Annotated in this window: 15 protein-coding genes; 14 read left to right on the forward strand and 1 reads right to left on the reverse strand. The window is 56.0% G+C overall.

Features of this window, described 5'->3' with window-relative positions:
* Nucleotide 1: 1 nt before the first annotated feature.
* The 9 genes from ACN0TA_RS05830 to ACN0TA_RS05870 all read left to right on the forward strand — a co-directional run bounded on the left by ACN0TA_RS05830 (nt 2) and on the right by ACN0TA_RS05870 (nt 9,171).
* Nucleotides 2-907, forward strand: a complete 906-nt coding sequence (locus ACN0TA_RS05830; RefSeq protein ID WP_417580741.1) for an NAD(P)-dependent oxidoreductase — start codon at nt 2-4, stop codon at nt 905-907.
* 10 nt (nt 908-917) lie between these two features.
* Entirely contained in the window at nt 918-1,214 is a 297-nt protein-coding gene (locus ACN0TA_RS05835) for a YciI family protein (protein ID WP_417580743.1), read from the forward strand.
* Between the two features lie 339 nt (nt 1,215-1,553).
* Nucleotides 1,554-2,897: an ABC transporter substrate-binding protein gene (locus tag ACN0TA_RS05840; protein WP_417580745.1), complete on the forward strand. Its 1,344-nt coding sequence runs from the start codon at nt 1,554-1,556 to the stop codon at nt 2,895-2,897.
* 120 nt (nt 2,898-3,017) lie between these two features.
* Nucleotides 3,018-3,989 (forward strand): carbohydrate ABC transporter permease, encoded by a 972-nt coding sequence (locus ACN0TA_RS05845; protein WP_417582068.1) that lies wholly within the window; start codon nt 3,018-3,020, stop codon nt 3,987-3,989.
* On the forward strand, nt 3,976-4,872 hold the full coding sequence (locus tag ACN0TA_RS05850; RefSeq protein ID WP_417580747.1) for a carbohydrate ABC transporter permease: 897 nt from the start codon (nt 3,976-3,978) through the stop codon (nt 4,870-4,872). Before ACN0TA_RS05845 ends, ACN0TA_RS05850 begins: the two co-directional genes overlap by 14 nt.
* A 16-nt stretch (nt 4,873-4,888) precedes the next feature.
* On the forward strand, nt 4,889-6,064 hold the full coding sequence (locus ACN0TA_RS05855) for an ABC transporter ATP-binding protein (RefSeq protein WP_417580749.1): 1,176 nt from the start codon (nt 4,889-4,891) through the stop codon (nt 6,062-6,064).
* 56 nt (nt 6,065-6,120) lie between these two features.
* Nucleotides 6,121-6,846, forward strand: coding sequence for an RraA family protein (locus tag ACN0TA_RS05860; protein ID WP_417580751.1), 726 nt, complete (start codon nt 6,121-6,123; stop codon nt 6,844-6,846).
* Between the two features lie 51 nt (nt 6,847-6,897).
* Nucleotides 6,898-8,583, forward strand: a complete 1,686-nt coding sequence (gene dld, locus ACN0TA_RS05865; RefSeq protein WP_417580753.1) for a D-lactate dehydrogenase — start codon at nt 6,898-6,900, stop codon at nt 8,581-8,583.
* A 36-nt stretch (nt 8,584-8,619) separates the two neighbouring features.
* A complete protein-coding gene (locus tag ACN0TA_RS05870) occupies nt 8,620-9,171 on the forward strand; it encodes a gamma carbonic anhydrase family protein (RefSeq protein WP_417580755.1) in 552 nt (183 codons plus the stop codon).
* Between the two features lie 27 nt (nt 9,172-9,198).
* Here ACN0TA_RS05870 and ACN0TA_RS05875 read toward each other — a convergent pair whose 3' ends face one another.
* Nucleotides 9,199-10,110, reverse strand: a complete 912-nt coding sequence (locus ACN0TA_RS05875) for a GntR family transcriptional regulator (protein WP_417580757.1) — start codon at nt 10,108-10,110, stop codon at nt 9,199-9,201.
* 285 nt (nt 10,111-10,395) lie between these two features.
* Between ACN0TA_RS05875 and ACN0TA_RS05880 the strand changes: the two genes are divergently transcribed.
* The 5 genes from ACN0TA_RS05880 (at nt 10,396) to ACN0TA_RS05900 (ending at nt 15,333) form a co-directional block, all read left to right on the forward strand.
* A complete protein-coding gene (locus ACN0TA_RS05880; protein ID WP_417582070.1) occupies nt 10,396-11,358 on the forward strand; it encodes an ABC transporter permease in 963 nt (320 codons plus the stop codon).
* Nucleotides 11,359-11,400: 42 nt separating this feature from the next.
* The gene (locus ACN0TA_RS05885; protein ID WP_417580759.1) at nt 11,401-12,348 is read left to right on the forward strand and encodes an ABC transporter substrate-binding protein; all 948 of its coding nucleotides are present in this window, start codon (nt 11,401-11,403) and stop codon (nt 12,346-12,348) included.
* Between the two features lie 70 nt (nt 12,349-12,418).
* Complete coding sequence (locus tag ACN0TA_RS05890; protein WP_417580761.1) at nt 12,419-13,204, forward strand: ATP-binding cassette domain-containing protein; 786 nt, start codon at nt 12,419-12,421, stop codon at nt 13,202-13,204.
* 24 nt (nt 13,205-13,228) lie between these two features.
* Nucleotides 13,229-14,236, forward strand: a complete 1,008-nt coding sequence (locus ACN0TA_RS05895; RefSeq protein WP_417580763.1) for a zinc-binding alcohol dehydrogenase family protein — start codon at nt 13,229-13,231, stop codon at nt 14,234-14,236.
* On the forward strand, nt 14,233-15,333 hold the full coding sequence (locus ACN0TA_RS05900) for a mannitol dehydrogenase family protein (protein WP_417580765.1): 1,101 nt from the start codon (nt 14,233-14,235) through the stop codon (nt 15,331-15,333). Before ACN0TA_RS05895 ends, ACN0TA_RS05900 begins: the two co-directional genes overlap by 4 nt.
* Nucleotides 15,334-15,341 lie beyond the last annotated feature (8 nt).

The raw sequence follows: 15,341 nt of genomic DNA on the forward strand, positions 1-15,341 counted from the left end.
CATGCCCGAAAGCGCTTCGAACGAACCCCGTCTCGGGTTGGTCGGCCTCGGTATCATGGGTGCGCCGATAGCACAGCGTCTGTGTGAGCGGGGGTACGACCTGAGCGTCTGGAATCTTGAGCCTGAATACTTCGATAGGGTGAGGGAATCCGGCGCCAAGTGGGCTGAAACGCCAGCTGAAGTCTGGAAGGCTTCAGACATCGTTTTGGTTTGTGTGCTTGGCGATGACGCCATCGATAGCATCTGTTTTGGCAAGGATGGGTTTGTCTCTGCCGGCAATGGGGCCAATCTTCTCGTCGATCTTTCGACGACCTCGCCTGAAGCGACAGTCAGGTTTGCCAAGCGTCTCAATGATAAACTCGGTGCTGATTGGGTAGATGCTCCAATTTCAGGCGGCCCAAAGCCAGCCCGTGATGGCGAACTGACAGTGATGGCCGGCGGTAACGCAGGCGCTTTTGGGAAAGTGGAGAGCGTGCTGCACGAGATCGGGCAGAACGTCACACGTATGGGGGAGCTCGGTTCGGGTCAGAAAACCAAAATTCTCAACCAGGCTATTGTCGGTGCAAACTACATATTGATGGCTGAGATACTGGCGACCTGTAAGGCGGCCGGAATCGACCCCGATCTTTTGCCGGTTTGTTTGAAGGGCGGGCTGGCGGACAGCGCGATCTTGCAGCGCATCTACACACAAATGACCGCTGAGGACTTCGATCCGCCACGCAGTTATGTCCGCCAGGTCTACAAGGACCTCAAATCGGTCGTGGGCCTTGTCGATGATTTGGCGCTGGATTTGCCTTTGATCGATATCGCCGTGGCCCAGTACCGGCGCTACGCCGAAGCGGGCAATGACATGGAGGACGGGGCATCAGTTTCGCGCCTCTATCAGAACAGGGGCGAGGAGAGTTGAGGTCAAGCCAGTGCTATTTATTGTAAGCGGTAGAGACAAGCCCGCCGGCATTGGAGCCCGGCTCGAATTCAGGGCGCGTCATCGCGCCCATTATGCTTCGCTGGGCGATGATCTGGTTCTCGCTGGCCCTTATCTCGGCGCCGATGGGGAGCCCATTGGCAGCATGATTGTCATACGCGCTGTCGACCAGCAAGCTGCCGATAAATTTGCGCGCGCCGATCCGTATTGGACAGAGGGCGTGTTCGAAAGCTTGGATGTTTCGAGATGGGACTGGTTCATGAAGCGACCGGATGCGCTATTATCGTGACACAGATATTGCATACAAAAATTGCAATTCTGCAACTATCGACCTGGTTCAGTAAAAGCTAAACGACACTTCATTTCGTCATTTGTTGGGGTAATTTAGGCCCGATTGCCGCGTATACTATTGGTATATAAAGATAAAAGTTGATCGAAATGGGGGTGGGGGAGTTTAAATTGGTGGTTAATGGTTGTTGACACCAGTGTTTCTTGCATACAAGAATAGCTATATCGTGAGAAGGTGGTGTTCTGAGGAGGGCACCCTTCTCCGGAAGTTCGGCCGTACGGGTCCTGGGCGTCATTGCTCCGGGCGCGCCTGCGGAACCTGATGTAAAGGGAGGAAAGTATGCCGAATAGATTTTTGACCCGAGCGGTCCGTCCTGTGATCGCTACCTCGTTGTTGGCGCTGGCAATGGCTGCCGTGCCGGTTGGCGTAAGCGCTCAGAGCAGTGATCTGCAGGGCGAAATTCGCTTCAGCTGGTGGGGCGGTCAGGTTCGCAACGACAAGACCGACCAGATTATCCGGCTCTTCGAAGAGAAGAACCCTGGTGTCTCGATTATTCGCGAGAACGCAGATTTCGTTCCTTATTGGGAACGTTTGACAATTCAGTCGACCGGTAACAATCAGCCTTGCGCCATTACGATGCAATCGCGTTGGATGGCCACTTATGCCCGGCCCGATATTCTTATGCCGCTCGATGATCTGGTCGCTAACGGTACGCTTGATGTTTCCGGCCTTCCAGAGTCGGTTCTAAACGCCGCTCGAGGACCTGATGGCAACCTCTACATGATCCCGCACGGCGTGTTCTATTTCGCGCTCATGTATAATGAGCAGATGCTGGAAAACGCTGTAGAGGCTGGTGTGGAGCCGATCGAGTGGCCCTATAGCTGGAGCGAGTATGCCGATCATCTTCGGGCGATCCAGCCGACGCTGCCAGAAGGTGCAGTCGCAACACATAATATGGGTCGCGAACCCGATGCGTTTGTGCCCTGGGTACAGTCACATGGCGAACAGGTGTTCGACGGATCACAAATTGCCTTCTCACGTGAGGTGGCCATCGAGTGGTTCGAGTATTGGGAAGAGCTGCGCAACGAGGGCGTAACCGAGTCCCCCGAAGGAATGATCAGCGAAAACAGCGCGCTGGTTGAAGAGTCCAATCTCGCAAACGGCCGGGGATACGCTACGAACCGTCCGCCCAACCAGCTCGGGTCGGTCCAGACGGTGACCGATACGGTCAACGCAGGTGCAACTATCAATACTCGGCCATACCCGACGGGTGAAGATGGGACGGTGGGTATGGATCTGGGCTCCAACGGCCTTGCTATCGGCGCAAGCTGCTCAGCCGAGAATATTCCGGCGACTACCGCCTGGATCAATTACTGGACACAGGACCCCGAAGCTGCCGGAATCTATGAATCGGACAATGGCGTGGTTGCTATTCCCGAACTTGCCAACGCTCAGGCAGAGGATTCCGATACCCAGCCAACGCAGGTCCGCCATATCGAACTCTACAATGAGGTTGTGGACTCCGCAAAGCCGGTCTTCTGGCCTGCCGGAGGATATCAGGCAATGACTGACGTCCTTAACCGCTCTTACGACGCCGTGGCTTTTGGCCAGTTGAGCGTGGAGCAGGGCGTCGATCAGCTGATGTCTGAGTTGCAGCAGCAACTCGACCAGGCCGCGCGCTGACCCCTAAAATAGTGGCGCGGGCTGCCGACGCAGCCCGCACGCCGATGTCATTTAAGCAAGGCACGCCGTCGCGCTTATATGTCAGCTTCGACTCCGACGCGAGGTGATTTCACTATGAGCATGACGGATGCCACCAACAATCCGGTGCTGCCAGCTGCAGAGGCAGGGCGACCGATCCGGAAGATTCCGGAAAATCGTCCGGGTTCAGCGTTTAAGCGGGCGGAAAATCGCGCAGCGTACCTGTTTCTGATGCCATGGCTCGCCGGCATCGTTCTGATCACCGCGCTGCCAATGTTAGCTTCGCTCTATCTGAGCTTCACTAATTATGCAGTGATCGGTCTGCCGACCTGGATCGGTTTCGACAATTATGTCCGGCTCTTCACGGCTGACCGCAGGTTTGTTACCTCGATTTGGGTCACGCTCAAGTATGTCGGGTTTTCGGTACCGCTGGTTCTTGTGTTTTCATTGGCTGTCGCGGCGTTTCTCAATCGCGGGTTGCGCGGGTTGGCCATTTACCGTTCTCTCTTTTATGTGCCGTCTCTGATTGGCGCCAGTGTCGGCATCGGCCTGCTCTGGAAGGAAGTCTTCGGCGAGCGCGGCGTAATCAACGATATTCTGGGTTGGTTTGGCATTGCTGGCCGGGGGTGGATCAATAATCCAACTTTCGCGCTGCCATCGGTGATCACACTCAATGTGTGGACCTTTGGGGCCTCCATGGTCATCTTTCTTGCGGCTCTTCGCCAGATACCCGACTCTTATTATGAGGCTGCATCCATCGACGGCGCCAATTCCTGGCAGCGCTTCCGCCGCATAACGCTGCCTTTGATCACTCCGGTCATTTTCTTCAATACCGTGCTGCTGCTGATTAACTCGTTCCAGTCTTTCACTCAGGCCTTCGTTGTCTCGGGCGGCAGGGGCGGGCCGGTGGATTCCACGCTTCTCTATTCCCTCTATCTCTACCAGCAGGCATTCCAGCAATTGCAGATGGGCTACGCATCCGCCATGGCCTGGATACTGTTGCTCGCTATCGGCATCGCTACGGCGCTGATGTTCTGGTCCTCTCGTTTTTGGGTGTTCTATGGCGACCGTTAAGACATACGATCCCGAACTGCTTCGGGCCGAGCGGCGTCGCCGCAAGAATTTGACCCGGCTCAAAGGTCTCGGCATGCACGCGCTGCTGATCGCCCTCCTGGGCATCATGCTCTATCCAGTGATCTGGATGATATTCAGCGCCCTACGTCCTGAAGCCGAAATCTTTGGCGATATGGGCTTCATTCCAACGCACTGGACACTTGAAAACTTCGTTCGGGGCTGGAACCTGTATGGCGACCTGACATTCACGCAGTTCTATATCAACTCATTCATCATCTGCGCTTTTGCCATCGTCGGCAACCTGCTGGCTTGTTCCATGGCAGCCTATGCGTTCGCGAGGCTAGAATTCAGGGGCAAATGGCTGCTGTTTGGGATCATGCTGGGCACGATGATGCTGCCGGTCCATGTTCAGCTTATTCCGCAGTATATCTTTTTTCTCAATATCGGTTGGGTGAACACGATCCTTCCGCTGGTCGTGCCGAAGTTCCTAGCCCACGATGCGTTCTTCATCTTTCTGATGGTGCAGTTCATGCGTTCGCTTCCAAGCGAACTGGAACAGGCCGCCGTCGTCGATGGTGCCTCGTATTGGCAGCGCTATTGGCGGATCATCTTGCCGCTTTCGATGCCGGCTCTCGCCACGACTGCGGTTTTTACATTCATCAATACCTACAATGACTTTTTCAGTCAGCTCATTTACCTGACCGATACCGATCGCATGACGGTTCCTGTGGCCCTGCGGCTGTTTCTGGATCCGAGCAGCGGCTCATCCTCCTTTGGCGGTCTCTTCGCCATGGTGCTGGTGTCCATCGGTCCGGTTCTTGGTTTTTTCCTCGCCTCGCAGCGGCTGCTCACCAAGGGCATCGCTACCCAGGGCTTCAAGTGATCGGTCGGAGCAAACAATGGCAAGTGTAACCCTTCAAAATCTGACCAAGACCTACGCAGGCGGACAGCTCAAGGCGGTCAATGGTATCTCTCTGGACATCGAGGATGGGGAGTTCCTCGTTCTTGTCGGGCCATCGGGCTGCGGCAAGTCTACAGCGCTTCGTATGATCGCTGGGCTCGAAGAAATTTCAGATGGTGCAGTGTGGATTGGCGATGACTTCGTCAACGATACCCATCCCAAGGATCGCGACATCGCTATGGTGTTCCAGTCATATGCGCTCTATCCCCATATGACGGTGTACGACAACATAGCGTTCCCGCTGCAGATCGCAAAAATGCCCAAGGATGAGATCGATAGGCGGGTTCAGGAGGCCGCCCGCATTCTCGAACTCGAATCCTATCTCAAGCGGCGGCCAGGTCAGTTGTCAGGCGGACAACGTCAGCGTGTCGCTATGGGCCGCGCCATCGTGCGCAAACCTTCTGTGTTCCTGATGGACGAGCCATTGTCCAACCTCGACGCCAAACTGCGCGTACAAATGCGCGCGGAGATTGCTTCTCTACAGCATCGGTTGGGTGTGACCACTGTGTACGTCACACATGACCAGGTCGAAGCGATGACCATGGGACACCGCGTGGCCCTGCTCAAGGATGGCGTTCTGCAGCAGGTCGATACGCCGACTAACATCTACAACAAACCCCGCAATACATTCGTGGCTGCGTTTATCGGCTCGCCGACAATGAACCTTTACTGGGGAACGCTGGAGGGGCAGGGAGACAATCTTGCAGTGAGGCTGGGCAGTCAGTCGTTGCGAGTGCCAAACGAAAACCAAGCGCAATATCAGGCTCTGCAAGCCTATGCCGGTAAGCGCCTTATTGTCGGTATTCGTCCCGAAGACATTGCTGAGGCCGATGCTGACCAAGCGGGCAATGCCGACTGCATAACAGCCGAAGTCAGCCTGGTTGAATCGCTCGGATCCGACGTAATTGTTCACCTGGGGATCGACGCTCAGGCTGCCGATATCCGGAGCTCCGACAGTCTCGATGAGATCAAGGTTGAGGCCGGAAAATCCCGCTGTGTCGCTCGCTTCAACGCCAAGAGCAATGTGCGTCTCGGACAGACCGTGACCGCCCATCTCGATACCACGCGCATGCACTATTTCGATGGTGAGACGGGTTTGTCCATTCTCGAATGATTTTCGACGCGGCCATACGGACCGTGCAAAAACTCCCACTGAAAAGGAAGAATGAAATGGCAATAAGCGCCAGCACACTTGAAATCCTTCGTAAGGTACGTACCTCAGACGTTACTGATGCGCTGGATTCCTTAGGTTACATGAATACCTACGAAATGGATCCGCGTCTGCGTCCGATGTTCCCCGGCATCTTCTTTGCCGGCGTCGCCACCACTGCGGAATTCAACATCATCAATCGCACGATTCCGGCGATGAGCTATGATGAATTTGATGATCGGCAGTACAAGCGTAATCCCGACCGCTCCAGCCACCCGGATGCCCTCTGGCCCGCTGGTCATAGTTTTGGCGCGCCGGACGAAGTGCATGTCATCGATACAAAACAGTCCCGCTGCGGTCTGCTTGGCTCCAACAATTTGCTTGATGCACGGGTCAAGGGTTCGGTCGGCTTCGTGATCGATGGTGCTTGCCGCGATTCCGGTGAATGTATCATGCAGAAAGACCCGGTGTTTTGTTCCGTACGCTCAATGCGTCACATGGCCGGTCGCCTCGAACTGTCTTCGATGGGCAAGCCGATTACATGTGGCGGCGTATATGTACGTCCAGGAGACGGCGTGATTGCCGATGACGATGGTATCGTCGTTATCCCCCAGGAGGACGGAGAGGAAGTCGCCAAGCGTGCATGGTTGGTGCAGGACAAGGATCGTCGCATGCGTCTGGCGTTCTATGAGAAGCTGGGCATGCCTCTCGACAAGACGGTCGAACTCGAAGAACGCCCCTGGTAATTTTTACGGCGGCAGGCACCCGATGTGCCTGCCGCAATTATGCGTGCGCAAATGCAAGAGCTTCTCAACCAGTTTCGGAGATCTGTCGGGTCCCGCCACGTTCTTGTGGGAGAGCGGCAGACCCGTCGCTTCCGCAAAGGCTACCGTTTCGGAGACGGCAAGGTTCTGGCAGTGGTGCGCCCCGGCACTTTGCTGCAACAATGGCAGATACTCAAAGCATGCATCAAAGCTGATGTGATCGTCATCTGTCAGGCAGCCAATACTGGGCTCACTGGCGGTTCCACGCCTGACGGCGGCGGTTACTACAGGCCGATTGTTATCGTAAACACGCTCAGGATTGACCGCATCGATCTCCTGGACGAAGGCAGGCAGGTCATTTGTTTGCCCGGCGCAACACTGGACAAGCTGGAAAAGCGACTGCGTCCCGTTGGGCGCGAGCCGCACTCGGTTATTGGATCCTCGTGCATCGGCGCATCGGTAACAGGGGGAGTGTGTAACAATTCGGGCGGATCGCTTATTCGTCGCGGCCCTGCCTATACCCAGCTTGCTCTTTTTGCTCAGGTCGATGCGGCGGGCCGGCTGCACCTGGTCAATCATTTGGGTGTCGAGCTTGGCGCGGCTCCCGAAACAATTCTGACACGACTGGACAAAGGCGATTATACGGTCGCTGATGTCCGCGAGGATCGCAACCAATGGGCGTCGGATCGTGGCTATCACGACCATGTTCGCGATGTCGAAGCATCGACACCGGCGCGTTTTAACGCCGATCCACGGCGCCACTACGAAGCATCTGGCTCGGCAGGCAAGGTTGCGGTCTTCGCCCTCCGTCTCGACACGTTCGAGGCCGACAAAGATGTCGTTGTCTTCTATATCGGCAGCAACGATCAGGCTGATCTAGGCAAAGTGCGACGTGAAATTCTGTCAAACTTTGCCAACATGCCAATCGCTGGCGAATACATGCACCGCGGCGCCTACGAGCTTTCCCAGCGCTACGGCAAAGACCTGTTCCTGTTTGTGAAACACCTTGGCACCGACTACGTGCCGAAGGCCTACGCCATCAAGAGCTGGTTCGATGGATTGACTGAGATGGTTGGTCTTGGGGGGCACGTTACCGATTGGTTGTTGCAGGGAGTGGTCGCACTGCTGCCTGAACACCTTCCTGACCGGCTCAACGCTTACCGTGATCGATTTGAGCATCATTTGCTGCTCAAAATGGGTGGAGACGGAGTTGAAGAAGCCCGTACTTATCTATCGCGGCATTTTCCCAGCGCTGCCGGAGACTTTTTCGAATGTACTGAACAAGAAGGGAAGTGCGCCTATCTCAACCGTTTTGCGGTGGGCGGAGCCGTTGTTCGGTTTCGCGACGTTCATCCCGGTGAAGTGGAAGGCATAGTGGCGCTCGACATCGCGCTGCCCCGCAACACGGTCGAATGGTTTGAAACGTTGCCGCCTGAGATCGAACAGCAGTTTGTGCGCAAAATGTATTGCGGACATTTCTTCTGTCACGTTCTGCACCAGGAATATCTAGTGAAACGTGGCGGAGACTTGAATGCGCTGGAGGACCAGATGCTGTTGCTGTTGGACGCACGTGGCGCTGAGTATCCAGCCGAGCACAATGTGGGACACCTTTATCGAGCCAAGCCGGCGTTGGAGCACTTCTATCGCCAGCTTGACCCGACCAATAGTTTCAATCCAGGCATCGGCAAGACGGCGCGAAAAAAGAACTGGGTCGGATAAACAACCTGACGATGACCGAAATGGTGGAGGTCTGAGATGCCTGCATACGCCTTGGATGGGATCGCACCTGAAATTGATGCCAACGTTGGCTGGATCGCACCCACAGCAATTTTGATCGGAAAGATAGAGATACATGCTGAGGTTGGCATATGGTTCGGTGTCATTGCGCGCGGGGACAATGAAACAATTACAATCGGCGCTCGCAGCAATGTTCAGGAGAACACGGTTCTTCACACCGATATGGGGTTTCCCTTGTCCATAGGCGTGGGGTGCACCATCGGCCACAAGGCGATGCTGCACGGATGCATCATTGGCGATAATACGCTCATTGGTATGGGTGCCACAGTGCTGAACGGCGCGCGCATTGGCAGAAATTGCCTGATTGGTGCTGGCACATTGATTACTGAAAATGCCGTCATTCCAGACGGCTCGCTTGTGGTTGGCGCACCCGGCAGGGTCATTAGGGCGCTCGATGATGCGGCTGTTGCAGGCTTGAGGCGATCTGCCGAGGGATACGTCGAAAATGCGAAACGATTTGCGACGGGTCTGGCTATTGGCCCAACTCTCGATGGTGACGGTCTACGTTAGTATTTACAAGGAATTGAGGAAGTTATCTCAGTCATCGGGTGATGATACTTGGACCCCTGTCGAGGCAAGAAGGGTCTGGCGTGCAGTGGCAAGATGAGCAAGCGCCGCAGCGCTGGCAATGTCCCAATCGCGGCTGCGCAGCGCTTCGATATAGTTCAGATGTTCGCTGATCGCGACCGTATTGCGTTGCTTTTCCCAGCGCTTGTTCCACTGATAATGGTAGTGAAAGATCATGGAAATTAGGGCCTGGAATTCCCGTGCGAAACGGTTGTCCTGAATGCTGTTGATCGTCGTGTGCAGTCTGTCATCGAGAGCGGAGAAGTCGCGATATCGACTGTCGACATTCTCTAGTAGCAGCAAATGATCGCGCTCGAGATTGTCGAGCTGGCTCCAGACTGGGTGATCGGCAGGGAGTGCAACAAGCTTTTTGACGGACGCCAGCTCAATCATTTCGCGAAACTCGGAAAGCTCGATTGCGTATTGCGCCGTGAAACCACGCAATACCCAGCCGCCTGTTTGCAAGCGCTCAACAATCCCGAAGCGTGAAAAACGCACAAGAAACTCCTGCAGGGCATGGGGCGTCGTGCCGAACTGCCGTGATAGAGATGAAATGTTGAGCCGAGTGTCCGGTGCGACGTCAGTTCGCAAAATCCACTCCAGAAACTTGTCTTCAAGCCGCTCGGCGATGCTTTCAACTTCGCTATCGGGGAAGTGATCGTCAGCGACAGGAGTGCGCAAAAGACGCTTGCGGCGGCCGCGCCAGGAAATGATGCGCGCCTTGTTTAAATGCTCGAGTACGGATCGAACGATCGTGCGGCTGACACCGAGTTGTACTGCCAACTGGGTTTCGGAAGGCAGCTCGAAACTCGGCTCCGCGACTGCAAGATTGTCGAGCAATTGGTTGTAAGCCAATTTGTAGCGGTCGTTTGTGCGTGCCATGAAAGATACCGTTCGCGTTCAAGTATCTGCATAAAAACGCAAAAAACAAAAAATGTATATAAAAAATTAAAAACAGTTGACCGCGATGATTGTGGCGTGGCTTGATTGCGCCGATCAAGGGAAGGTGCGCCGATAGAGCGTCGCTTGGTGCGGGAGGAGGCGCTGCGCTGCGCAGCTGATCCCGTTGAAGGATTGAGAGGACACATCATGCAGGCATTCGGTGCAGGCGGCGGCTCGGCTCGCGCAACTCTCGCAAATGGCTTTGGGCTGCCGATCAGAGCGGAGATGTTGCACCGCATTTCGGCGTTGGTGACCCTTATTGCTCTCATCATTGCATTTGGCTTTCTCAACAGCTCGTTTCTGAGCATCAACAACGCCATGACGGTTTTGCTCCAGACGGCGGTCATCGGTCTCCTGGGTATCGGACTGACGATCGTTATTCTCACTGGCGGCATTGATCTCAGCGTGGGTTCGGTGCTCGCGCTTTCAGGTACTGCAGCGGGGCTGCTGGTCAAAGCGGGTCTGCCTGTGCCTTTGGGAATGGGAGGTGGCCTGCTGGTCGGTACGTTGTGCGGGGTATTCAACGGGCTGGTGGTCACGCGGCTGCGCATTGCGCCCTTCATCGCAACGCTTGGGATGATGATGATTGCGCGCGGATTGGCCTTGCAGCTGACCGGCGCGTCTCCCGTGTCCCAACTCGGTCAGGCTTTTGGAGTGCTGGGCAATGGAGCTCTTTTCCGCGTCATGGAAACCCAGGCTAACGGCTTGCCGCGTTTGGTTTTCCCGGGCATCCCGTTCCCGGCCATCCTGCTGCTGTTTGTAGCGCTTGTGGCCGCTTACGTGCTCAGACGCCGACAGTTCGGCAGGCATGTCTACGCTGTCGGATCAAATGAAGAGGCGGCACGCCTTTCTGGCGTCAATGTCGAGCAGACCAAGCTTGCCGCCTATGCCCTTTCAGGGTTTCTGGCCGGCCTCGCTGGTATCGTGCTGATGTCCCGTCTCGTTACAGCGCAGCCAAATGAAGGTGTCATGTATGAGCTTGACGCCATCGCTGCCGCCGTCATCGGCGGCGCTTCACTCATGGGGGGCGTGGGGTCGATCTCGGGCACCATGATCGGCGCGTTCATCATCGGAATATTGCGTAATGGACTGAACATGGCAGGGGTCTCCGCCTTCGTGCAGCAGATTGTTATCGGCTGCGTGGTGATTGGGGCTGTCTATATCGACCAGTTGCGCAATCGGCGCTGAGGCGCGCCAAACTTCGCCAAGGACTTTTATCAGGAGGAAACAATGAAGTCCGTATTTCGCTCTTTGGCACTCGTCGGTGCCGTAACGCTTACCGCCATGCCTGCCGCGGCCATGGCACAGGAAATTGCTGTAATCGTAAAAACGACCAGCTCGAATTTCTGGCAGAACGTCAATCGGGGTGCTCAGGCCGGTATGGAGGGGCTTGGCTCTTACTCGATGAGCTTTGACGGGCCGGCTTCGGAATCCGATATCGCTGCACAGGTCAACATGGTCGACAACGCTATCAACCGTGGCGTTGCCGGCATTGTTCTTGCGCCTTCAGATCCAGAGGCACTGGTGCCTTCAGTACAACGCGCTTACGAAAGCGGAATTCCGGTTGTGATCATCGATTCAATGCTCGCCGAGGGCGCTGAAGAATACTATCAAGCCTTCCTTTCGACGGACAACAAGGCCGCCGGTGAGCTGATGGCTCAGACGATGATCGAGTCCATCGGGACTGAAGGTCAGATCGCCATCATGTCCTATGTGCCGGGCGTCGGTTCGGAAATCGGCCGGGTCGGTGGCTTCACCGACTACATTGCGGCCAATTCCGAAATCGAGATCGTCAATACGCTGTACTCGCAGTCCCAAATGGCGACTGCGCTCAACCAGACGACTGACATCCTCTCCGCTTATCCAGAGCTCGATGGCATCTTTGGCGCCAACGAGCCGACAGCTGTCGGCATGGGCCGCGCTATCGTTCAGGCGGGCCGTGAAGGCTCGCTGACGGCGCTCGGCTTCGATGGCAACGAGGATCTGCAGCAGTTCGTCCGTGACGGCGTGCTTGAAGCCATCGCTGTTCAGGGCTCGTTCCAGATGGGTGAACTTGGCGTACAGGCTGTTGCCGACCTTCTGGCCGGCGAAGAAGTCGAAGCGTTCATCAACACAGGCGTTGTGGTCGTCACAGCAGACAACATCGACGACGACGAAGCTCAGAACGTTCTCTACTAAGCTCAATAGTGCAGGGGGCTAGCTTCAAGCAGCTCCCTGCATATCATCTGATCGATAAGGCATGACCAGCATGACCGAACCTACCCAAAGCAAAACGCCCCTCGTTGAAATGCGCAATATCTGCAAGCATTTCGGTGGCATCGAGGCCGTCCGCGATGTTTCGATCAACCTCTACCCAGGAGAGGTTGTCGGCATTCTGGGGCACAATGGCGCGGGCAAATCATGTCTGATGCGGATGCTGTCGGGCGCAATGGTGCCAAGTTCGGGTGAAATCTATCTCGACGGGGAGAAAATCGAGATCGCAACGCCCACAGCGGCGCGTAAACACGGCATCGAAACCATCTATCAAAATCTCGCGCTGGCCAATCATCTCGATGGACCGGCCAATCTGTTTCTTGGCCGTGAAATCAAAACCCGCTTCGGCAATCTCGATGACAAGCGGATGAATCGCGAAGCAAAAGAGGTGCTTCAGCGCCTCAATCCCAACTTCAAGAACTTGAGTGACCCTGTCGTCCAGATGTCCGGCGGTCAACGCCAGGTCATCGCAATTGCGCGCGCCATTCATTTCAATGTGCGCGCCCTGATCATGGACGAGCCTACCGCTGCCCTTGGTCCTTCCGAAACCGAAATGGTGGCCGGTCTCGTTCAAAAGCTACGTGACGAAGGTATCGGCATTTTCCTCGTCAGCCATGACATGCACGACGTCTTCCGGCTGTGCGATCGGGTCATGGTGATGAACAACGGCAGCAATGTCGGCTCGTACCCCATTTCCGATGTGACTCAGGACGATGTGCTGAGCCTGATCATCAAGGGTGCACTTCCAGACGGCTGGCGCCCGCGCGGCGCTGCAGCCTGATACTACCGGTTAGGATCCACGATCATGAAAGCTCTTGTTTGTGAGCGGCCCGGCACGTTCAGCCTTGAGGAGCGAGATGCACCCTCAAGTCCAGAGGCGGGCTGGGCGGCCGTCGATATCTGTCACGTGGGCATTTGCGGGACAGACTATCATATCTACGAGGGCAAGCATCCTTTTCTCGCGTACCCAAGGGTTATGGGGCACGAACTTTCCGGCCGAATGGTTGAGGCTGCCGGTTCGTTCGCGGCAGGTGACCTGGTCATCGTCAACCCCTACATTGCCTGCGGCAAATGCCGCGCATGCCGTCGCGGCAAACCCAATTGCTGCTATAACATCGGCGTGCTCGGCGTGCATCGCGACGGCGGAATGTGCGAGAGGATCAACGTCCCCCTCGAAAATCTTTACCCTGCCCAGGGTCTTGAGTCGTTCGAGGCCGCGATGGTCGAGTTTCTCGCTATCGGTGCCCATGCTGTTCGGCGCTCCAACGTTACCAATGACGATCGTGTTCTGGTGGTCGGCGTTGGCCCCATCGGCCTAGGCGTTGCACTTTTTACACGCCTGCGAGGTGCACAAGTTCATTTGCTCGATGCCAGTTCCAAACGGCTGGGCATGATTGCTGAAAAGTTTGGCTTCGATCACGCGATGGCGGTTGAAGACGGAGCTGAGGCCGTGATGGCAGCCAGCGAAGGCGAGGGCTATGATGTTGTGTTCGACGCCACCGGAAATGCGACTGCTATCGAAGCGGGTTTTGCCTATGTCGCCCATGGTGGTACCTATGTCCTTGTCAGCGTCGTGACCGACACAATCACTTTTGCCGATCCCGAATTTCACAAACGCGAAATGAGACTGGTGGGCAGCCGCAACGCGACTCGAGAAGATTTCGATACGGTGGTTGATGCAATTGCCCATGGCGATATCGATACCGGCGCGCTGCGAACACACACTGCAACGCTCGATACCTTGACCGGACAGTTCGAAAACCTGCTCAATAATCGGGACGCGGTCATCAAGGCGATCGTGGAGGTCGGATGAGCCAGCCAATCGTCCAGTTCGGAACCAGTCGCTTCCTTCAAGCCCATGTGGACCTCATGCTGTCGCAGGCGCGAGACGCCGGGCAGGATGTCGGTTCGATCACGATCGTGGAGACAACCGGTTCGCCAGCCAGCCGTGCCCGCGTCGAAGCGTTCGCGACGAACAAGCGGTTTCCGGTTCGTATTCGCGGGCTGGACAACGGTAGCCCGGTTGATGTCACCATTCAGGTTGGGGGCGTTGTGTCCGGTCTGTCCGCGCGTCAGAACTCGAACGACCTGCGGGCTGCGTTTCTTGATGCGGGCACCGTTATCAGCAACACGGGCGATAAAGGTTTTGTCGTGGCTGACGCGCCAAAGCCGACGCTGGAGGGATGGACGACTTTCCCCGAATTGCTCACGGCATTGTTGCGCGAACGCTTTGAAGCTGGTGGTGAGCCAATCACGATACTTCCGTGCGAACTTGTCTCGAGCAATGGTGAGCTATTGCGCAACATTGTTGTCGATCTGGCATCTGCCGGCGAAATGAGCGCGCCATTTGTCGCGTGGATCGAGGCGCACTGCCTGTTCATCAACACACTTGTTGATCGTATTGTATCCGAACCCATCGAACCTGTCGGCGCTATCGCGGAACCGTACGCACTTTGGGCGCTCGAGAGCCAGCCCGGCTTCACGCCGCCTTGCACCCACGAGCACATTCTCGTCGTGCCCGATCTTGCGCCTCTCGAACGCAAGAAGCTCTTCATTCTAAACCTTGCCCATACACTCTTGGCGCAGCGCTGGCTGGACAGCGGTGCGCCAACCGATCTCACTGTGCGACAGGCAATCAATGAACCTCAAACCCGCGACTGGCTCGATGCAATCTTGGTCGATGATGTACTGCCAGCCTTTCCGGACAATTATGATGCTCCGGCCTATTGGGAACTGTGCCGCGACCGTTTTGCAAACCCCTATCTCGATCACCGGCTTGCCGATATTGCCCAGAACCATTCCGCCAAGATTGAACGGCGTGTGGACGGATTTCTCCAATGGGTTGAAGCCCAAAACGCCAGCCAAGCTATTTGCCCTAAACTTCGTGCGGCATTTGGTAAGTACCTGTGATCGATGGG

It is taken from the genome of Pelagibacterium sp. (genome assembly GCF_048264985.1).
Taxonomy (GTDB): domain Bacteria; phylum Pseudomonadota; class Alphaproteobacteria; order Rhizobiales; family Devosiaceae; genus Pelagibacterium.